The sequence below is a fragment of the Bradyrhizobium diazoefficiens genome, from assembly GCF_016616235.1.
GTDB classification, from domain to species: domain Bacteria; phylum Pseudomonadota; class Alphaproteobacteria; order Rhizobiales; family Xanthobacteraceae; genus Bradyrhizobium; species Bradyrhizobium diazoefficiens_H.
Window position 1 is genome coordinate 2,149,267 of record NZ_CP067100.1, and the last position, 16,396, is coordinate 2,165,662.

Here is a 16,396-nt window from a genome sequence, read left to right on the forward strand (position 1 = left end):
GAGGCGGGTTCAGTGGTCGCGGGGCTTGAGCCGGAACGGCGCATCCATGCCGTGCTTGGCGCGCCAGGCCGGGCCGGGGCCGCGCATGTAGTGGAGCTCGGGCCGGTAGGGATTGAAGGCGGTGGCGAAGAAGCGCTTCCAGAAGCCCTTGACCTCGGACATGAGGCGGGAGGCGTTCCCGGCTTCGGCCGGAACAGGAAAGGAGTGGGTCTCGATCAGAGCCATGACGCTGTCTCGCTGTTCTCCCGCTCATTCTGAGCGGGTGGCGCTGTTTCCGCGCGAAACCGAGCTTTGGCCTGATTTATTAAAAGATGGTTTCAATTGTCCGGATCGGGGTCGGGATGGTGTCCGTCCCGTATTGATCCGTGGTGAACGGAGGGAAAACGTTGCCCTTTGGGGGCGGGATCGCTACATCGGCGGCAAGCAAATCTCCTCAAATCGAAGGTTTCACGGGACCGATGGCGCGCCAGTTCATCTATTTCATGCAGGGCCTGACCAAGAGCTACCCGACCCGGAAGGTGCTCGATAACATCCATCTGAGCTTCTACCCGGACGCCAAGATCGGCGTGCTCGGCGTCAACGGCTCGGGTAAGTCGACGCTGCTCAAGATCATGGCCGGCCTCGACAAGGAATATACCGGCGAGGCCTGGGTCGCCGAGGGCGCCCGCGTCGGCTATCTCGAGCAGGAGCCGCAGCTGGATCCGAAGCTTTCGGTGCGCGAGAACGTGATGCAGGGCGTCGCCAAGCAGAAGGCGATTCTCGACCGCTACAACGAGCTCGCGGTCAATTATTCCGACGAGACCGCCGACGAGATGACCAAGCTGCAGGATGAGATCGAGGCCCAAGGTCTCTGGGATCTCGACAGCAAGGTTGACCAGGCCATGGACGCGCTGCGCTGTCCGTCTGATGATGCCGACGTCACCAAGCTCTCGGGCGGCGAGCGCCGCCGCGTCGCGCTGTGCCGCCTTTTGCTCGACCAGCCCGAACTGCTGCTGCTGGACGAGCCGACCAACCATCTCGACGCCGAATCCGTGTCGTGGCTGGAGGGTCATCTTCGCAACTATCCCGGTGCGATCCTGATCGTCACCCACGACCGCTACTTCCTTGACAACGTCACAGGCTGGATCCTCGAGCTCGATCGCGGCCGCGGCATTCCCTACGAGGGCAATTACTCGTCCTGGCTGGTGCAGAAGCAGAAGCGGCTCGAGCAGGAAGGCCGCGAGGACGCTGCGCACCAGAAGACGCTCGCCCGCGAGCAGGAATGGGTCGCGTCCTCGCCGAAGGCCCGTCAGGCCAAATCCAAGGCGCGCTACCAGCGCTATGAGGAGTTGCTCAAGCAGGCGAGCGAGAAGCAGACCCAGACCGCGCAGATCATCATTCCCGTCGCCGAGCGGCTAGGCGCCAATGTCGTCGACTTCGAAGGCCTCAGCAAAGGCTTTGGCGATCGTCTGCTGATCGACGATCTCACCTTCAAGCTGCCGCCCGGCGGCATCGTGGGCGTGATCGGCCCCAATGGCGCCGGCAAGACCACGCTGTTCAAGATGATCACCAACCAGGAGCAGCCGGACAAGGGCACGATCACGGTCGGCGAGACCGTGCATCTCGGCTATGTCGATCAGTCGCGCGACGCGCTCGATGGCAAGAAGACCGTGTGGGAGGAAATCTCCGGCGGCAACGAGCTGATCCTGCTCGGCAAGAAGGAAGTGAACTCGCGCGGTTACTGTTCGTCGTTCAACTTCAAGGGCGCCGACCAGCAGAAGAAGGTCGGTGCACTCTCGGGCGGTGAACGCAACCGGGTGCATCTCGCCAAGATGCTGAAGTCCGGCGCCAACGTGCTGCTGCTCGACGAGCCGACCAACGATCTCGACGTCGACACGCTGCGCGCGCTCGAAGAGGCGCTGGAGGATTTCGCCGGCTGCGCCGTCATCATCAGCCACGATCGCTGGTTCCTCGACCGCATCGCGACCCACATCCTGGCCTTCGAGGGGGACAGCCACGTCGAATGGTTCGAAGGCAACTTCCAGGACTACGAGAAGGACAAGATGCGCCGGCTCGGCCAGGACAGCATCATTCCGCATCGCGTGAAGTACAAGAAGTTGACGCGGTGATCTCGGCATGATGCGGCGGGCGCTGATCGCTGCTGTGATCGCGGTCACTTGCGGCTGGTCGCCCGCCCGTGCGGCCGACGCGGCCTTCACGCAGTTCATCGCCTCGCTCTGGCCGGAGGCGCAGGCCGAAGGCGTGTCACGCGCGACGTTCGATGAGCAGACGCGCGGGCTTGAGCCTGACTACAAGCTGCCGGACCTGATCCTGCCCGGGCGGCCCGCGACCGGCGCGCCGTCGCAGGCGGAGTTCGTGCAGGTGCCGGCCGACTACGTCAAGGAAGCCTCGATCGCGCGGCTTGCGGGCGAGGGGCAGCGGCTGCTGCAAAAATATCGTCCGGCGCTGAGCGAGATCGAGAAGAAGTCAGGCGTGCCCGCGACCGTGATGCTCGCGATCTGGGGCCGCGAGACCGATTACGGCCGCTACACGCTGCCTTATGATCTGGTCCGCGTGCTGGCGACGCAGGCCTATGTCGGCCGCCGCAAGGACACCTATCGGGGCGAGTTCATCCTCGCGCTGAAGATCCTCGGCGAGGGCGTGGTGACACGCAAAGACATGCGCTCATCCTGGGCCGGCGCCACCGGCCTCACGCAGTTCCTGCTGTCGGAATATTACAAGCACGGCGTCGACTTCGACGGCGACGGCCGCATCGACATCTGGCACTCGGTGCCCGATGCGCTGGCTTCTGCTGCGCAGCAGCTCGTCAACAAGGGCTGGCAGAGCGGCGTGCGCTGGGCCTATGAGGTGCAGGCGCCGGCCAAGGTCGACTGCACCATGGGCGTGCCCGAGGTGACGAAGCCGATCGGCCAGTGGCTGCGCGAAGGCTTTGTGCCGGTACGCGGGCAGCGACTCAGCGCTGCCGAGCAGGCGCAGCCGGCCTCGCTGCTCCAGCCGGAGGGCATTTACGGCCCGTCATTTCTGACCACGAAGAACTACTTCGTCATCAAGGAATACAATTTCTCCGACCTCTACGTGCTGTTCGTCGGCCATCTGAGCGACCGCATGACGAGCCCGCAGCCGTTCGCGATACCATGGGCGGCCTCGAAGCAATTGCGGACCAAGGATGTCGAGACCATGCAGCGCGGGCTGACGCGTATCGGGCTTTACAAGGACAAGATCGACGGCAAGGCTGGCATGCAGACGCGTGCCGCACTCGGCGCCTATCAGAAGTCGGCAGGCCTCAAGGTCGATTGCTGGCCGAGCGAAGAGGTGCTGCGCTCGATCCAGACGGCGCGATAGCGCACGCATGCCCATGAAAAAAGCCCGGCCGATCATCTCGGCCGGGCTTCGATCCTGGCGCGGATGCGCCCAGCGATCAGATCAGTAGCAAACGCGAACCGGGCGGACGACCCAGCCGTAGCCGTCCCAATACCGCTCACGACGCCAGTAGCAGGGGGGCGGCGGCGGGCCGGGCTCGGCAACATAGACCGGGCCACCATAGGCAGGACGGCTCGACGCGATGGCGCCGCCAACGATGGCGCCGCCGATCAGGCCGGCTGCGATGCCGACGCCGACGCCGTCACCGGCTTTGGCGGGCGGGGTGGCGGTCACCAGCGAACCGGCGACTGTCGCAACCGTGAGGGCGGCAACTAAAGTCTTCTTCATGCTCAGGGCTCTCCTGGGAGATGGGCTCCCCTTGTTAGAGGCGCCCGGGTTTCAAAGGTTCACGCAGACTCTGTGGGAATTGGCCTTGCAGCTAGGAAGCGCGCAAATGGTCAATCCACGGTAAACGCAGACGGAGCAGTGACGAGAAAAAGCGGTCTTTTTCAGGCCCGCAGATGAACGGCGCATCCCGTAGTGAACCGGACCAAGCAAGCGGCGCTCGTCGCCTCAGCCGCAGACCCGCACGCGACGGACGCGCCAGGCATAGCCGTCCCAGAAGCGCTGTCTCTGCCAGACGCAGCCGCCGCCGTAATAGTCGTCGGCGACATAGCCCGGACCCGGCGCGTAGTAGCGGGGCGGATAGTAGCCCGGTTCATAATAGCCATAGCCGGGGCCGGGTCCGTAGTAATACGGAGATGCCAGAGCGCCACCGACAATGGCGCCACCGATGATTCCGGCGGCCACGCCGGCAGCGACGCCGCGCTGCGCATGGGCCGGCGTTCCGGCCGTCAGGGCGACGGTGGCAAGGGCAGCAACTGCCAGGAGTGACTTCTTCATCGGTTTGACCTTTTGCACGAACACACGAGAAACTCTTTGGGAGCAGAGTTCCATACTTCGTTTGAATGATCAATGAACGGCACCTTTGCCGGGGACGACCAATTAATAGGGATCGCAGGTCCGCCAGGGAGGCGACGATGGGTAACGCGATGATCAATGCCTTGATTGCTGTCGGGGTCATCTTCGCCATCGGCTACGGCTGGATCAGCCATCTCCAGAACCGCGGCGGGCGCTCGCGGGCGGCGGCCGGGACCGATGGGGGCAGTGGCGGCGGCGACAGCTATTCGGGATCGAGCGACGGCTTCCCGTTAGGCAGCTGGTTTTCCAGCGACAGCTCGTCTGGCTCGAGCGACGGCGGCAGCTGTCCGAGCAGTGATAGCGGCAGCAGTGGCGGGGATTGCGGCGGCGACGGTGGGGGAGGCGGTGGCGGCGACTGATCCTTGATCCGGCGCAACCCTATTTTAGAGCCGTTCTAGGCTGCTTCCACGGCAGTTTGGAATAGCTTCAAATACCGGTTTTTCCCTTTGCATCCGGACGGCCCGTTAAATATCGATGACGACGCATCACCGAAGGGCCTACCGCTTCCATGATCGTTTGTTCCTGTAACGTGCTGAGCGATGACGACATCCGCGCCGCCGTCGCCGAGTCCGACGATGCCGTGCGTCATGCCAAGCAGGTCTATGGATGTCTCGGTTGCAGTGCCGAATGCGGCCGCTGCGCCCGCACGATCAAGACCATCATCGAGGAAGCGCTCGGCCCCTGCGCCCAGTCCTGCTGCTCGGGGTGCCCGCACAGCCACACGGCGGCGGCCAATGACGAGGCGGCCGAGCCCGTCGAGTTCGCCCTCGCGGCCTGCTGAAATCTTCCGCAAGTTCGGCTGAGCTTTTCCCGGGCCGCGTCGCCGGAGTTGGTTGCCCTCATCCTTAAACTGACTTAGAAGCATTCTAAGTACGATTTAGGGCCGATTTGGACTGCAAGAGCTGGAGTGAACCATGCAGGGCGACGCAAAAGTCATCGACTATTTGAACAAGGCGCTGCGTCACGAACTGACTGCGATCAACCAGTACTGGCTGCACTACCGCTTTCTCGACAATTGGGGCCTCCTCGACATGGCCAAGGTCTGGCGCAAGGAGTCCATCGAGGAGATGGAGCACGCCGACAAGCTCACCGCGCGCATCCTGTTCTTCGACGGCTTCCCGAACATGCAGGTGCTCGATCCCCTGCGCATCGGCCAGAACGTCAAGGAGATCATCGAGTGCGACCTCGCCGCCGAGATGAGCGCGCGGGCGCTCTACCAGGAAGCGGCGACCTACTGCCACGGCGTCAAGGACTACGTCACGCGCGATTTGTTCGAGAAGCTGATGAGCGACGAGGAGCACCACATCGACTTCCTCGAAACCCAGCTCGACCTGATCGGCCGCATCGGCCTCGAGCTCTACACGCAGAAGCACGTCGGCGGGCTCGAGGGCGAGGGACATTAAGCTCACGCGTCAGCCGCGTACTCTCATGTCGTTCCGGCGCAGGCCGGAACGACATTTTTGTTCGGGCGCCAGCTACAGCTGCGTCTTGTAGCGCGCTTCCACGATCTCCTGGCTCTCCGGCTCGCCCAGCCCCGTCTGGTCGTGAATGACCTCGCCGATGCTCGGCATCACCGAGCGCTGCACCTTCTCGGATGACCACAGCTTTGACCGCATCAGTGCCTTGCCGCAGTGGAAATAGACTTCGCTGACGGCGACGTTGAGCACCGCGCGCGGCGGCTTGCCGAATTCCACCATGGATGCCAGCAGGTCCGGATCGGCCGACAGCGTGCCGCGTCCGCTGATGCGCAGCGTCTCGTCGATGCCGGGGACGAAGAACAACATGTGCACGAAGCCGGAGCCTTCGACGACGTTGCGAAAACTGTCGATCCGGTTGTTGCCGGAGCGATCGGGCATCAGCAATCGGTTGGGGGCGGCGACGTGGACGAAGCCGATCTCGCCACCGCGCGGCGAGGCGTCGACGCTGCCGTCAGCGCCAGACGTCGCGAGCACGCAGAACGGCGACATCTCAATGAACTTCTTCGCATGCGCATCGATCGCGGGACGCGCCTTCGCGATCACACGCGGGCTCGGCTTGGCATAGATGGTGGCGAGGTCTTCGGCGCAAAGCTCGGTCAACGGCATGCCTCCACATCAACTGGGCGTCAAACTACCCGATCAGGCCGCCTCCAGCCAACGAAATCCGCTGCAATGCAGCGGCCGCATCGGCCGGCATGATGCAGCCGAATGCGGACGACAATCGAGGCCTTGCAGATCGGCCGCACCGTCTCACATCGTCCGCTGCGGCGCGGTTTGCAGCAATTGCCTGATCTGCTCGCGATAGAATTTTGCGTTGCCGGTCGTGCCGTGGCCGCGCGTCTCGGTGCTCGCGGGGATGAGATACAGCCTGCCGTTCTTGACCCGCTTCATCGCGGCGTCGGTGACGCCGGTCTCCGGCGGATTGCGTTCGTCGTCGGCGGAGTTGATCAGCAGCAGCGTCGCCTCGATCTGCTCCAGCTTCTCACCGGCATTGTAGTCGTGCGAGGCCTCCCACTGGTAGACGAAGTCGTTGGCATCCGCCGTGATCAGCGTCGCAAGGCGGTCCTCGACGATCTTGTCGGCCTTGGCCGCTGTCGGCGCCTGCGATTGATAGGCGAGCGTGCCGCCGGTGCTGGCGATCCCGTAGGCGGTGATGGCGTATTTCATCATGCGCGGCTGGCTGGTGTAGTTGCCGCCGTCGTAGTCGGGATCGTTGCGGATGGTCTCGAGCATGATCCGCCGCATCATCCAGTTGCGCGAGGCCATCTCGGTCGGCTGCGAGGCCATCGGGATCAGCGCGTCCATCGCCTTCGGGTATTTCTCGCCCCACAACCAGGTATGCATGCCGCCCATCGAATTGCCGATGACGAGCCGCAGATGCTTGACGCCGAGGCCTTCCGTCACCAGGCGATATTGCGCCTCGACCATGTCGTCGTAATCGTACTTCGGGAAGCTCATCTTCATGCCGTCGGACGGCTTTGACGACTTGCCGTGGCCGATGCCGTCGGGGATGATGATGTAATATTTGGCGGCGTCGAGCGGCTGGCCTGCGCCGAACAGCTCGCCGGCGAACGAAGGCGAGAGCATGCTTGCGGCCGAGCCGCCCGATCCGTGCAGCACAAGCACCGGCTGGCCGGGGGGCTCACCAACGGTGGTGTAGTGCAGCTTCAGCTCCGGCATGGTCTCGCCGGTGTGGAACTTGAAGTCTTTGACGATCCAGTCGCCCTGCTTCGGCGCCGGAGAATCGGCAGCCATGACCGATGTTGAAATCGACAGCAGAATGGCCGACAGCGCGACGCAAGAGGCCTTCATGTTTCGCTCCCCGTTTCTCTCCCGTTGCGGCTCGTCATCGGCGGCCGCGATGCGGCGGAACTTAGCAGAACTGCGCTGGAGGATGTAGGATTCCGGCTCCGCCGACCGTCTTTATGGGAACTCCAGGAGAGACTGCATGTGCCGCAACATCAAGACGCTGTTCAACTTCGAGCCGCCGGCGACGGAGGACGAGATCCACGCCAGCGCGCTCCAGTTCGTGCGCAAATTGTCGGGCTTCAACAAGCCGTCACAGGCCAATGAGGCGGCGTTCGAGCGCGCAGTGGCGGAGGTCTCGGAGGCCGCGCGGCGGCTGCTGAACTCGCTGCATACCCATGCGCCGGCGCGCGACCGCGAGCTCGAAGCGGAAAAGGCGAAGGAGCGCTCGCGGCTGCGGTTCGGCTGAAAGCCGTTCCGTGATCTGACTCACGGTGGAAATCGTCTCAACGCGCGATGGTGTCTGCCGGGGTTTTGACAGCCCGGAGCACGATCATGAGCCGCCCCCTTCTTCCGCTGAAAGCAGGTGCCATCGTCTTCACGCTGCTGTGGACCGCGTGGATGATGTGGTGGAGCGGCTCGTTCTCGAGCGCTAACTTGGTCATCCTCGCGCTGTGCGGCGCGGCGGTCGGCTATCTCTGGTACCGGGCCATGCGCTGGCAGTTCGAGCGCATGGGCATGCTGTCGCGGCGCGAGGACCGGACGGAATAGACCTCTACTGGTCCTTGTTGCCGTGCTTCTTCTTTTTCTTCTTTTTCCTCTGATCGCCGCCGTCGCCGCCGCCGCCGCCGTCATCGACGAGGGCCTCGTCGGACTCATGCACCGCGGCTTCGAGCGCTGCGCGTTCGGCGGCTTCCTGCTCGCGCTGGCGGCGGCGCTCGTCCCAAGCGTCGAACAGCTGCTCAAGCCACGGCAGCACCTGGTCGATCGACGGCAATTGGCCGGGCGGCCCGGCCTCGCCGCGCGGGCCCTGCGGCCCGGCAGGTCCCTGCGGTCCGGCTGCGCCGCGCGGACCGGCCTCGCCGGGCTTGCCCTGCGGACCGGGCTTGCCCTGAGGTCCCGCCTTTCCGGCCGGGCCGGGCTTGCCTTGAGGCCCCGGCTTGCCGCGCGCGCCGTCCGGTCCGCGCTTGCCGGGATGACCCTGCGGTCCCGGCTCGCCCTGCCGCCCACGCGGCCCCTGAGGTCCCTGCCGTCGTTGATCGTCAGCCACGCCACTGCTCCCTCTGCGGAAGCCAGCTACTTAGCGGCGTTTGGCGACAGCAGCAATTCCGCAGGCGCATTGCGCGGCGATGATCAACATCAATCAGCGCCACGGGACGCGGTCACGCGCTAGTCGTGATACGCGGGCACCTCGATGCCGGACGCCGCATAGGTCCTGATCTTGTTGCGCAGCGTGCGCACCGACAGGCCGAGCACGCGTGCGGCGCGCGTGCGGTTGCCGTCGCAGCGCGCGAGCGTCTGGAGCACGAGCTCGCGCTCGACCTCGTCGACGGTCGCGCCGATCAGCAGCGGAACGATCTGGTTGGGTGCGAGGAATTGTGCGTCCTGCGGCGCCGCGACATGAACAGTGGTCATCAACACACCCCGATCAACGCCCGCTTCCTTCGCTGGAAGCGGATCGAGAACAAACGACCCCCAAGCCGTAGATCTACGGTGGGCGGGTTTGGTTAATGGAAGGTTAATTGCGAGCCATCGCACCAATTGACCTCAGGAATGCCGCGATGCGGCCGCGATTGGCGCGAGATGCATAGTGTTGCGGACGATCTCGCTCACACCGTCCGATAGCCGCCATCCACCATCACGATCGTGCCGGTGACGTAGGCCGACAGGTCGGAGGCGAGGAAGATCGCGGGCCCCACGATGTCCTCCGGCTTGCCGGTACGCGCCAGCGGGGTGTGATCGACGAAGGCCTGCACCAGCGCCGGATTGGTCGCGCGCACGTTGGCGTTGATGTTGGTCTCGATGAAGCCGGGCCCGATCGCGTTGACGCGCACGCCCTCCTTGCCGAGCTCGACCGCAAGCGCCTTGGTGAAGCCGAGCACGCCGTGTTTCGATGTGGTGTAGGCCACAGAGCTCGGCGTGCGCAGGTGCACGAAGGACTGGATCGAGCCGATATTGACGATGCGGCCCTTGCTCGCGCGCAGAGGGGCGAGGAAGGCCTGCGTCATGTTGAAGACGCCGTTGAGGTTGAGCGAGATGATGTCGTTCCAGTCCTTCGCCACCGTCTCCGTCTTGGCGGTGAAGGCGTTGCGGCGGGTGATGCCGGCATTGTTGACGAGGATCGAGACCTGTCCGACCTTGTCGGCGACCTGCTTTGCCAGCGCGAAGCAATCCTCGCGCTTGGTCACGTCGAGCGCAAAGCTCTCGGCCTTGCCGCTCGCTTTTCGGATCTCCTGCGCGGCCTCCGCGACCGTGTCGGCGTTGACGTCGAGCAGCACCACTTGCGCGCCCTCGCGGGCGTAGCCGGCGGCGATCGCCCGGCCGATCCCGGAACCGGCGCCCGTGACGACGGCGATGTGGTTTGCGAGCAATGCCATGACAATTTCCTCCCGATTTATTTTCGAAGTTTCATGAAAGGCTAACTCGAAATTAAGGGGTCGGAAACGGCGGCCTTGGCATACTGATCTTCATTGCTAAACGTTGCGCGCATGATGGAACGGCTGGACTCCTGGAAACTCGCTCTCGAACGCCTGCGCGCGGCGCAATCGGCCGACTTCGCCGAGGCGGGCCGCCTCATCGCCGAGATCGCGCGCATGAGCAGCGATGCCACGCTGCGGCAGGCGGCCGAGCAGGCGCTTCCGGTGCTGCGCCAGGCCGTCGACAATGACGATCAAAGCGTCACGTTGGCGGCCCAGCGCCGGCTCGGTGTGGTCCTTGATGTCGTCCACGACCTGACCGCGCCGCGCTTCGGCCGCCGCAACGCCGCGCCGAAGAAACTTTCAAGCGAGGACCGGGCGCGCAAGATGCTCGGCCTGCCGCTCGCGGTGCAGCTCACCTGCGAGGACATCAACCAGGCCTATCGCCGCGCCGCCAAGGGCCTGCATCCCGACCAGGGCGGCAGCACGGAAGCGTTCATCGACCTCGCCGCCGCGCGCGATATCCTGATCCATCCCGGCGCGCACAAGGACGCCTGAGAGTATCAGCTCTTGTTCACGCAGCTCGGATAGGGCGCGGCTTCGCCTGGCACGATCGCGCAGAGGGCGATCGGGCCGAGATCGCTGAGGCGCTGCTGCCAGCGTGCGTCCCTGACCGGCGGCTCGTCGCTCTCGGGGCCGCGCTCGGCCCATTGGATGGTGTAATAGTCGCTCGTGCCCTTCAGCACGATCAGCAGCGCAGTCTCGCTGTGGCGGGTCGGGCCGGTGTCGACGCGCCCGCAGCCGATCACGGCGACAAAGCCTTCGAAGCGGCCGAACGTCATGTTGCCGAGCGGCTGCGCCGCGAAGCTGTCGGGGCAGGCCGATTTGAAGCCGCCGGCAATCGAGCCGGCGAAGCCTTCAGGCGATGCGCCCGGCGTCAGCGTCATGCCCTTCTCGCCGGTGACCGTGATCATCTCGGTCCAGCGCTCGGGCGTCTCGCCCTTGAGCACGGCCTCGCGGATGTAATGGCCGCCCTTGGTGTTCTCGAACACCACGTTGAAACCCGAGGGCATCGCGAAGCTGACGAGCTGGCCGAAGATCGGCGAGATCACGCGGAAGGATTGCGGGGCCTGCGCCTGCGCGGTGACCGCGAGCAAAAGCGAAGCGGCGAGAACCGTGGCTGTCGTGGTCGGGCGCATCGTTCTGCTCCGAGCCCAAGGATAGAAACGCGAGCGGGCAAGGATGCTGGCATCGCATCCTTGCCCGGGGCTTGTCGTCCGCGATCGGATCTTACCAGCTGCAGTGGCCGGCCTTCAGCGCATGATCCTTCAGCATCAGCGCGTCGACGAAGGTCAGCACGGTCGCGCTGACACGGTGGTAATCGGAAGGCCACGGCGTGGTCGGGATGCTGTCGTCCCAGATCTGGCAGAAGCCCGTGTCCTGCCAGCGGATCAGGTGATAGCTGGCTTGGGCAGGGCTCGCGGCAACGAACGCCGTGACGGCAAGGCCGGCGGCAGCGCACAGCACGGAAATACGACGCATGATCAGCTCCTCAAATCCAAGATGTGATGCGCCTCCCGGAAATGACGGGAGGGGTGGTGCGGGACGCTTGGGGGATGCGCCCCGAACAAGTTGTGAGTAGTTCTGTCCGTCCGTCAGGTTCAAAGCGCGTGCGCGGGAAGCGGGCTGAATTCGCCTGAAAACGCGGAAGACGCCGGCAAAGAAAAAGGGCGGATCGCTACGTGCGACCCGCCCTCTGAACGCGATCCGTCACGTGAGGCTTACAGCGTGCAGCGGCGCTCCGCGCGCAGCTTGATCTGGAGGTCGGACGCTGCCTGGAAGGTCGGGAGCGGCTTGCTGACGACCTTGTAGGTCGACACGCCCCATTGGAACGGCTTGTACTTGAGGTCCTCGTTCCAGACCTGGCAGATGCCGGTGTTGTCCCAGCGGATCACGTAATAGCCGACCTTGGCCGACGCGGGCACGGCGAACACGGACGAGGCGATGCCGGCAACGGCACAGAGGGCGAGAACGCGACGCATGAAATATCTCCTTGTGGGAAAGTGTGACCCGAAAATTCGTGCGGTAAAAACAGACCCTTTGCAAGCCGCGGAGCGGCCGTTCACGGATATGTCAGGCGCAGCCGGGCACTTGGTTTGGCCGCGTGCCCTGTAGGTCACACGCAGACGGCGCGGCTCACTTCGAAAGCGAGGCCACCGCCTCGATCTCGATCAGCATCTTCGGATGGGGCAGGGTGTCGGCGCAAGCGGAGCGGCATTGGGGGCGGCGAATACAAAATGCGAAAACAACCCCATGCACAGTAGAAAAGGCCGCGCCTGTCAATGAATTCGGAAATATAGAAGCAGAACTTGACGCGTCGGGCAAAACACTGGCAGAATGGTGTGATGGGATAGCGCGCCTTGGAGCTCCAAACCCCGCCGTCATGCCCCGGCTTGACCGCGGCAATCCAGTACGCCGCGGTTTCTCGGCTCATCACCAACGTTTCTGGAATGCTGGGCGGATCGCCCGGTCAAGCCGGGCGATGACGGTTGGGGTGTTGCTGGATTTGGCAATCCACGTCCGCCCCATCATGTTGCCGCCGCGATCGATCGGATAGATTCGCTGCGTCTGATTCGCTTTCCCCCTTGAAAAATAGCCCCCGGAGATTCTTCATGAAGATCGCATCCACCTTCCGCGTCGCGTTGGTCGCCATCGCCGCGCTCGCCGGCCTCTCGACCGCCGCACGGGCCGACGGCGGCTTCGTGACGCTGACGATCTACAAGGCGGGCTGGATCATCGGCGGCTCGGGCGGCTCGGGCGTCCTGAACTTCCGCGGCCGCGCCTATCCGCTCTCCACCGGCGGGCTCGACTACGGCCTCGTCTTCGGCGGCTCCAAGACCGTGCTGCGCGGCCGGGTCTCCAACATCAACCGCCCCTCCGACGTCGCCGGCGTCTATGGCGCGGCCGGTGCCGGCCTCGCTTTGGGCCGCGGCGCCCGCGCCATCGTGCTGACCAACCAGAAAGGCGCGGTGCTCGAATTGACCGGCACGCAGGTCGGCCTGATGGCGAATGCGGATCTCAGCGGCCTTGCGATCACGATGCGGTAGCGGCGCTTCTCGCCTCGATCCGTTAGCCCCGCATCCCGGATATCGCTTGCGCTCATCCTGGGCTACGAACGCGACGCCGCGGCAAATACCGCCAGTTGCGCATCGAACGCACGCTTGAATGCCGGCCGCGCTTCGCCGCGGGCGACATAGGCGGCGATCTCAGGGTATTCGTCCAGCAGGCCAGAGGTGTTCAGCCGGCGCAGCACGGTCACCATCATGAGATCGCCGGCGCTGAACGCGCCGTCGAGCCATTCGGCATCGCCGAGGTGGCGGGACAATTCGCCGAGCCGGACGCGCACGCGATCCCTGAGCATCGGCAGGCGCTGCTCGTACCAGCTCTTGTCGCGCTCAGTCAGCATCGCCATTCCGAGCTCGACGATCGGCGGCTCCAGCGTGTTCAGCGCGGCAAACGTCCATGCGATCGCGCGGCTCCTCGCATTCGCGTCCGCCGGCAGCAGGCCGGCATGGCGCTCGGCGAGATGCAGCACGATCGCGCCGGACTCGAACAGCGCGAGATCGCCGTCCTCATAGGTCGGAAGCTGCCCGAACGGATGCAGCGCCAGGTGCGCGGCCTGCTTCATCGCCGCGAACGACACCAGCCGAACGTCGTAAGGCTGGCCCACTTCCTCGAGCGCCCAGCGAACCCGCATGTCGCGCGCCTGCCCCCGGCCGCGATCGGGGGAATTCTCAAAGGCGGTGATGGTCGGGGGCATGTGGGGGCTCCGGGGTGGTTTGCGCTTTGCGTTCGGAGGACGAACAAGCGAGGCGGATTCCGACAACAAATTCTGGCCAACTTTGTCGGAACACCCGTTCCGGCCGCGTCCTTGGAGTACCGGCGCGCGGCCGGCTTGAGACAAAAGGATTCCCCGCCCATGACCTCCATCACGCCGTTCCTCTGGTTCGACAACAACGTCCCGGAAGCCGTCGCGTTCTACAAATCGGTGTTTCCCAACGCCAAAATCGAGACCGTCAGCGACTTCATGGCGGTGTTCGAGCTCGAAGGCCAGCGCTTCCACGCGCTCAACGGCGGCCCGCAATACCGCTTCAACGAGGCGGTGTCGTTCTTCATCAGCGTCGAGACGCAAGGCGAGGTCGATTATTTCTGGAGCCGGTTGACTGCGGATGGCGGCGAAGAGTCCCGCTGCGGCTGGCTCAAGGACAAATTCGGGCTGTCCTGGCAGGTGGTGCCGAAGGCGCTCGGCCACTATCTCGGCGACCCCGACCGCGCCAAGGCGAACCGCGTCATGCAGGCGATGATGGGGATGCGGAAGATCGTGATTGCGGATCTCGACAAGGCGTATGCGGGGTGAGGGGATGATGATGGCGTGCCCCGGACGCAGTGCAGCGCGCCGCTTGCGGCGTGATGCGCTGCAGAGCCGGGGCCCATGCCGCATCCGTGCCGGAGCTTCTGGGTCCCGGGTCTGCGCTGCGCTTGCCCGGGACACGAGAGCAGCGCCAATCCGAGGCTGAGCCGCCTAGCTCGTGCGAGCAATCCACTCCGCCAACTCCCGCCATGGCTCGATCGTCCAATGCCCGGACGCAGCACCAGACGGCGACGGCAGCACGAATATCTCCGGCCAGCTTTCCTCGCGCACCTGCCGCCCCAGCGCAATCGCTCTCGACGCCCTTCCATAAAACAAGCTCGCCGCCTTCTTGCTCGTGAACGCAATCGTCCGCGGCCGATACTTTTCCATCTTCGCCCTGAACCCCGGCACGTCAATCGACGCGGCCGCGATCTGATGATCCATCCCGGCGCCGACTTGGAGAGATCGGTGAAGCCGATCCCGAGCTCGATCAGCGATGCGAACTCGCCCGGTTGATAGCGGCGCGGCGTGATCCCGGCCTCATGGATCGCGCGCCAGAAGCGGTTGCCGGGATGGGCGTAGTAGTGCCCGAGCTCGGCCGAACGCGCAGAGGCGGCGGTGCCGACGAGGACGAGGCGGAGGTTGGGGCGGAGCTGGTCGGGGAGGCGGTGGAAAGTCTGGGTAGGCAAATCCTGAGTCTGTGGCATGCGTCCGCTGTTTAGGTAATTTGCACCGCCTTTGATGTTGCTTAACAAGCCACAACCAGAAATTGACACTTGGCATATTCATGTGCATCCTATTGGCTTTATACATTTTGCGAATTAGGAAAGCGAATGGCTTTAGTGCATTTGGTGGGCTCGCGCGGGGCAGCGGACGTCTTAGTGTGCGAAGTGCCCTCTCGCGCGGCGGCCGATTTGTTGGTTTGCAAAGTCGATTCTCGAAATCCTGCTCGTGGCAACGATGGACTGTGGTGCTTCGTTGATTCCCGCGCCGCAGCGAGTTCTCTTGTTCATATTATAACCTCTCGAGGAGCGGCCGATTTGCTCGTCTGTTACGTCGACTCGCGAGCCGCAAGCGGTTGGCGAAGGGACCATCCGTTAAAGGGAAGATTGTAAGGCTTTATTTCATCGGTTGCTCCCGATTGTTAGTGATGCCGCCCTCTCTCGATTTAAGGTCTCGAACAGCACCTGGTCGGGAGAAACTGAATAGAGGGGTTGATACTGTTATTGTTGGTCGAACGTGCAGCCAAGATCTTGGTTTAGGTATGCTTCGATCGTCCAACGCTGCCGGGCGCGAGTGCGTGCAGCCATAAATTGGTCCATTTAGAACTGATACGCAGGCAAAACATGGTCAAGCTTTCTCTTGCTCAATTCGAAACGTTCGGCGATGTCGCCGCAGAGGACGATGCTGTTTTGGACTACTTCGTCTCAACGAACGCTGTTCAAAGAATCGAAAATCGCGAAGCGTTCCTTGTGCTTGGTCGGAAGGGAACAGGAAAGACAGCAATCGTGCGATACCTTACGGAAGGGAAAGTTCGCACTCTCTCCAAGGCGTTAAATCTTCGCGGGTATCGTTGGCTCTCGTGAAGATTATTCGTCTTACCTAAAGCAGGAGCTTGACGACGAAATCCGGCCCCATTGGGCGTTTTGGGACGAGGCGCTCCAGGCGTGTTCCGCACTAAGTACGATTACATTCGAGCGCGCCGATTTTGAGCGCGAGTACGCTCAGCGCAAATCGTCGAAGAACGACTTCGCTGCATCTGAAGCTCTTGCGCTGCTCTATCG

24 protein-coding genes and 1 pseudogene are annotated in these 16,396 nt (G+C 63.8%); 12 read left to right on the forward strand and 13 right to left on the reverse strand.

Annotation, left to right across the window (positions count from 1 at the left end; all coding sequences use genetic code 11):
• Positions 1 to 9: 9 nt before the first annotated feature.
• A complete protein-coding gene (locus JJB99_RS10130; protein ID WP_200498625.1) occupies positions 10 to 225 on the reverse strand; it encodes a hypothetical protein in 216 nt (71 codons plus the stop codon).
• Between the two features lie 233 nt (positions 226 to 458).
• Between JJB99_RS10130 and ettA the strand changes: the two genes are divergently transcribed.
• Both ettA and JJB99_RS10140 read left to right on the forward strand, forming a co-directional pair.
• Positions 459 to 2,108: an energy-dependent translational throttle protein EttA gene (gene ettA, locus JJB99_RS10135; RefSeq protein WP_200498626.1), complete on the forward strand. Its 1,650-nt coding sequence runs from the start codon at positions 459 to 461 to the stop codon at positions 2,106 to 2,108.
• A 7-nt stretch (positions 2,109 to 2,115) separates the two neighbouring features.
• A complete protein-coding gene (locus tag JJB99_RS10140) occupies positions 2,116 to 3,342 on the forward strand; it encodes a lytic murein transglycosylase (RefSeq protein ID WP_200498627.1) in 1,227 nt (408 codons plus the stop codon).
• A gap of 81 nt (positions 3,343 to 3,423) precedes the next feature.
• Here JJB99_RS10140 and JJB99_RS10145 read toward each other — a convergent pair whose 3' ends face one another.
• Entirely contained in the window at positions 3,424 to 3,708 is a 285-nt protein-coding gene (locus JJB99_RS10145; RefSeq protein WP_200498628.1) for a hypothetical protein, read from the reverse strand.
• 225 nt (positions 3,709 to 3,933) lie between these two features.
• Entirely contained in the window at positions 3,934 to 4,263 is a 330-nt protein-coding gene (locus tag JJB99_RS10150) for a hypothetical protein (protein WP_200498629.1), read from the reverse strand.
• Between the two features lie 137 nt (positions 4,264 to 4,400).
• Between JJB99_RS10150 and JJB99_RS10155 the strand changes: the two genes are divergently transcribed.
• The 3 genes from JJB99_RS10155 to bfr all read left to right on the forward strand — a co-directional run bounded on the left by JJB99_RS10155 (position 4,401) and on the right by bfr (position 5,744).
• On the forward strand, positions 4,401 to 4,700 hold the full coding sequence (locus tag JJB99_RS10155) for a hypothetical protein (RefSeq protein ID WP_200498630.1): 300 nt from the start codon (positions 4,401 to 4,403) through the stop codon (positions 4,698 to 4,700).
• Between the two features lie 149 nt (positions 4,701 to 4,849).
• The gene (locus JJB99_RS10160; RefSeq protein ID WP_200498631.1) at positions 4,850 to 5,122 is read left to right on the forward strand and encodes a (2Fe-2S)-binding protein; all 273 of its coding nucleotides are present in this window, start codon (positions 4,850 to 4,852) and stop codon (positions 5,120 to 5,122) included.
• A gap of 133 nt (positions 5,123 to 5,255) precedes the next feature.
• The gene (gene bfr / locus JJB99_RS10165) at positions 5,256 to 5,744 is read left to right on the forward strand and encodes a bacterioferritin (protein ID WP_011089420.1); all 489 of its coding nucleotides are present in this window, start codon (positions 5,256 to 5,258) and stop codon (positions 5,742 to 5,744) included.
• Positions 5,745 to 5,816: 72 nt separating this feature from the next.
• On the opposite strand, the gene JJB99_RS10170 is transcribed toward bfr, so the two are convergent.
• On the reverse strand, positions 5,817 to 6,419 hold the full coding sequence (locus JJB99_RS10170) for a pyridoxamine 5'-phosphate oxidase family protein (protein WP_200498632.1): 603 nt from the start codon (positions 6,417 to 6,419) through the stop codon (positions 5,817 to 5,819).
• Positions 6,420 to 6,569: 150 nt separating this feature from the next.
• Positions 6,570 to 7,631, reverse strand: coding sequence for an alpha/beta fold hydrolase (locus JJB99_RS10175; RefSeq protein ID WP_200498633.1), 1,062 nt, complete (start codon positions 7,629 to 7,631; stop codon positions 6,570 to 6,572).
• Between the two features lie 136 nt (positions 7,632 to 7,767).
• Here JJB99_RS10175 and JJB99_RS10180 point away from each other — a divergent pair, with 136 nt between their 5' ends.
• Positions 7,768 to 8,034, forward strand: a complete 267-nt coding sequence (locus JJB99_RS10180; protein ID WP_200498634.1) for a DUF2277 domain-containing protein — start codon at positions 7,768 to 7,770, stop codon at positions 8,032 to 8,034.
• Positions 8,035 to 8,120: 86 nt separating this feature from the next.
• On the forward strand, positions 8,121 to 8,336 hold the full coding sequence (locus JJB99_RS10185; protein ID WP_200498635.1) for a hypothetical protein: 216 nt from the start codon (positions 8,121 to 8,123) through the stop codon (positions 8,334 to 8,336).
• 4 nt (positions 8,337 to 8,340) lie between these two features.
• On the opposite strand, the gene JJB99_RS10190 is transcribed toward JJB99_RS10185, so the two are convergent.
• The 3 genes from JJB99_RS10190 to JJB99_RS10200 form a co-directional block, all read right to left on the reverse strand.
• Entirely contained in the window at positions 8,341 to 8,835 is a 495-nt protein-coding gene (locus tag JJB99_RS10190; protein WP_200498636.1) for a collagen-like protein, read from the reverse strand.
• A 119-nt stretch (positions 8,836 to 8,954) separates the two neighbouring features.
• Entirely contained in the window at positions 8,955 to 9,200 is a 246-nt protein-coding gene (locus tag JJB99_RS10195) for a helix-turn-helix domain-containing protein (RefSeq protein WP_200498637.1), read from the reverse strand.
• Between the two features lie 194 nt (positions 9,201 to 9,394).
• Entirely contained in the window at positions 9,395 to 10,162 is a 768-nt protein-coding gene (locus JJB99_RS10200; protein ID WP_200498638.1) for an SDR family NAD(P)-dependent oxidoreductase, read from the reverse strand.
• A gap of 111 nt (positions 10,163 to 10,273) precedes the next feature.
• Here JJB99_RS10200 and JJB99_RS10205 point away from each other — a divergent pair, with 111 nt between their 5' ends.
• Positions 10,274 to 10,759, forward strand: a complete 486-nt coding sequence (locus JJB99_RS10205) for a J domain-containing protein (protein ID WP_200498639.1) — start codon at positions 10,274 to 10,276, stop codon at positions 10,757 to 10,759.
• A gap of 5 nt (positions 10,760 to 10,764) precedes the next feature.
• Here the strand turns inward: JJB99_RS10205 and JJB99_RS10210 are convergent, their stop codons facing one another.
• The 3 genes from JJB99_RS10210 to JJB99_RS10220 all read right to left on the reverse strand — a co-directional run bounded on the left by JJB99_RS10210 (position 10,765) and on the right by JJB99_RS10220 (position 12,243).
• The gene (locus JJB99_RS10210; protein ID WP_200498640.1) at positions 10,765 to 11,400 is read right to left on the reverse strand and encodes a hypothetical protein; all 636 of its coding nucleotides are present in this window, start codon (positions 11,398 to 11,400) and stop codon (positions 10,765 to 10,767) included.
• A 91-nt stretch (positions 11,401 to 11,491) separates the two neighbouring features.
• Positions 11,492 to 11,743, reverse strand: coding sequence for a hypothetical protein (locus tag JJB99_RS10215; RefSeq protein WP_200498641.1), 252 nt, complete (start codon positions 11,741 to 11,743; stop codon positions 11,492 to 11,494).
• Between the two features lie 239 nt (positions 11,744 to 11,982).
• A complete protein-coding gene (locus JJB99_RS10220) occupies positions 11,983 to 12,243 on the reverse strand; it encodes a hypothetical protein (protein WP_200498642.1) in 261 nt (86 codons plus the stop codon).
• 630 nt (positions 12,244 to 12,873) lie between these two features.
• On the opposite strand from JJB99_RS10220, the gene JJB99_RS10225 reads away from it, so the two are divergent.
• Positions 12,874 to 13,308: a hypothetical protein gene (locus JJB99_RS10225; RefSeq protein WP_200498643.1), complete on the forward strand. Its 435-nt coding sequence runs from the start codon at positions 12,874 to 12,876 to the stop codon at positions 13,306 to 13,308.
• A gap of 62 nt (positions 13,309 to 13,370) precedes the next feature.
• Here JJB99_RS10225 and JJB99_RS10230 read toward each other — a convergent pair whose 3' ends face one another.
• A complete protein-coding gene (locus JJB99_RS10230) occupies positions 13,371 to 14,021 on the reverse strand; it encodes a glutathione S-transferase family protein (RefSeq protein ID WP_200498644.1) in 651 nt (216 codons plus the stop codon).
• Positions 14,022 to 14,180: 159 nt separating this feature from the next.
• On the opposite strand from JJB99_RS10230, the gene JJB99_RS10235 reads away from it, so the two are divergent.
• On the forward strand, positions 14,181 to 14,618 hold the full coding sequence (locus JJB99_RS10235; RefSeq protein ID WP_200498645.1) for a VOC family protein: 438 nt from the start codon (positions 14,181 to 14,183) through the stop codon (positions 14,616 to 14,618).
• A 165-nt stretch (positions 14,619 to 14,783) separates the two neighbouring features.
• Here JJB99_RS10235 and JJB99_RS10240 read toward each other — a convergent pair.
• A pseudogene (locus tag JJB99_RS10240) lies at positions 14,784 to 15,319 on the reverse strand (mismatch-specific DNA-glycosylase).
• A 126-nt stretch (positions 15,320 to 15,445) separates the two neighbouring features.
• On the opposite strand from JJB99_RS10240, the gene JJB99_RS36925 reads away from it, so the two are divergent.
• Together JJB99_RS36925 and JJB99_RS10245 are read left to right on the forward strand one after the other, a co-directional pair.
• Positions 15,446 to 15,727, forward strand: coding sequence for a DUF6150 family protein (locus JJB99_RS36925; RefSeq protein WP_433995756.1), 282 nt, complete (start codon positions 15,446 to 15,448; stop codon positions 15,725 to 15,727).
• 231 nt (positions 15,728 to 15,958) lie between these two features.
• Positions 15,959 to 16,198 (forward strand): ORC-CDC6 family AAA ATPase, encoded by a 240-nt coding sequence (locus tag JJB99_RS10245; protein ID WP_200498646.1) that lies wholly within the window; start codon positions 15,959 to 15,961, stop codon positions 16,196 to 16,198.
• The last annotated feature ends 198 nt before the right edge of the window (positions 16,199 to 16,396 follow it).

Coding starts and splice junctions, on each gene's coding strand:
- JJB99_RS10200 (WP_200498638.1), bottom strand. CDS start 10,162: ATGGCATTGCTCGCAAACCACATCGCCGTCGTCACGGGCGCCGGTTCC.
- JJB99_RS10215 (WP_200498641.1), bottom strand. CDS start 11,743: ATGCGTCGTATTTCCGTGCTGTGCGCTGCCGCCGGCCTTGCCGTCACG.
- JJB99_RS10175 (WP_200498633.1), bottom strand. CDS start 7,631: ATGAAGGCCTCTTGCGTCGCGCTGTCGGCCATTCTGCTGTCGATTTCA.
- JJB99_RS10235 (WP_200498645.1), top strand. CDS start 14,181: ATGACCTCCATCACGCCGTTCCTCTGGTTCGACAACAACGTCCCGGAA.
- JJB99_RS10230 (WP_200498644.1), bottom strand. CDS start 14,021: ATGCCCCCGACCATCACCGCCTTTGAGAATTCCCCCGATCGCGGCCGG.
- JJB99_RS10195 (WP_200498637.1), bottom strand. CDS start 9,200: ATGACCACTGTTCATGTCGCGGCGCCGCAGGACGCACAATTCCTCGCA.
- JJB99_RS10225 (WP_200498643.1), top strand. CDS start 12,874: ATGAAGATCGCATCCACCTTCCGCGTCGCGTTGGTCGCCATCGCCGCG.
- JJB99_RS36925 (WP_433995756.1), top strand. CDS start 15,446: ATGGCTTTAGTGCATTTGGTGGGCTCGCGCGGGGCAGCGGACGTCTTA.
- JJB99_RS10205 (WP_200498639.1), top strand. CDS start 10,274: ATGATGGAACGGCTGGACTCCTGGAAACTCGCTCTCGAACGCCTGCGC.
- JJB99_RS10245 (WP_200498646.1), top strand. CDS start 15,959: ATGGTCAAGCTTTCTCTTGCTCAATTCGAAACGTTCGGCGATGTCGCC.
- bfr (WP_011089420.1), top strand. CDS start 5,256: ATGCAGGGCGACGCAAAAGTCATCGACTATTTGAACAAGGCGCTGCGT.
- JJB99_RS10140 (WP_200498627.1), top strand. CDS start 2,116: ATGATGCGGCGGGCGCTGATCGCTGCTGTGATCGCGGTCACTTGCGGC.
- JJB99_RS10185 (WP_200498635.1), top strand. CDS start 8,121: ATGAGCCGCCCCCTTCTTCCGCTGAAAGCAGGTGCCATCGTCTTCACG.
- ettA (WP_200498626.1), top strand. CDS start 459: ATGGCGCGCCAGTTCATCTATTTCATGCAGGGCCTGACCAAGAGCTAC.
- JJB99_RS10180 (WP_200498634.1), top strand. CDS start 7,768: ATGTGCCGCAACATCAAGACGCTGTTCAACTTCGAGCCGCCGGCGACG.
- JJB99_RS10160 (WP_200498631.1), top strand. CDS start 4,850: ATGATCGTTTGTTCCTGTAACGTGCTGAGCGATGACGACATCCGCGCC.
- JJB99_RS10130 (WP_200498625.1), bottom strand. CDS start 225: ATGGCTCTGATCGAGACCCACTCCTTTCCTGTTCCGGCCGAAGCCGGG.
- JJB99_RS10150 (WP_200498629.1), bottom strand. CDS start 4,263: ATGAAGAAGTCACTCCTGGCAGTTGCTGCCCTTGCCACCGTCGCCCTG.
- JJB99_RS10155 (WP_200498630.1), top strand. CDS start 4,401: ATGGGTAACGCGATGATCAATGCCTTGATTGCTGTCGGGGTCATCTTC.
- JJB99_RS10220 (WP_200498642.1), bottom strand. CDS start 12,243: ATGCGTCGCGTTCTCGCCCTCTGTGCCGTTGCCGGCATCGCCTCGTCC.
- JJB99_RS10210 (WP_200498640.1), bottom strand. CDS start 11,400: ATGCGCCCGACCACGACAGCCACGGTTCTCGCCGCTTCGCTTTTGCTC.
- JJB99_RS10145 (WP_200498628.1), bottom strand. CDS start 3,708: ATGAAGAAGACTTTAGTTGCCGCCCTCACGGTTGCGACAGTCGCCGGT.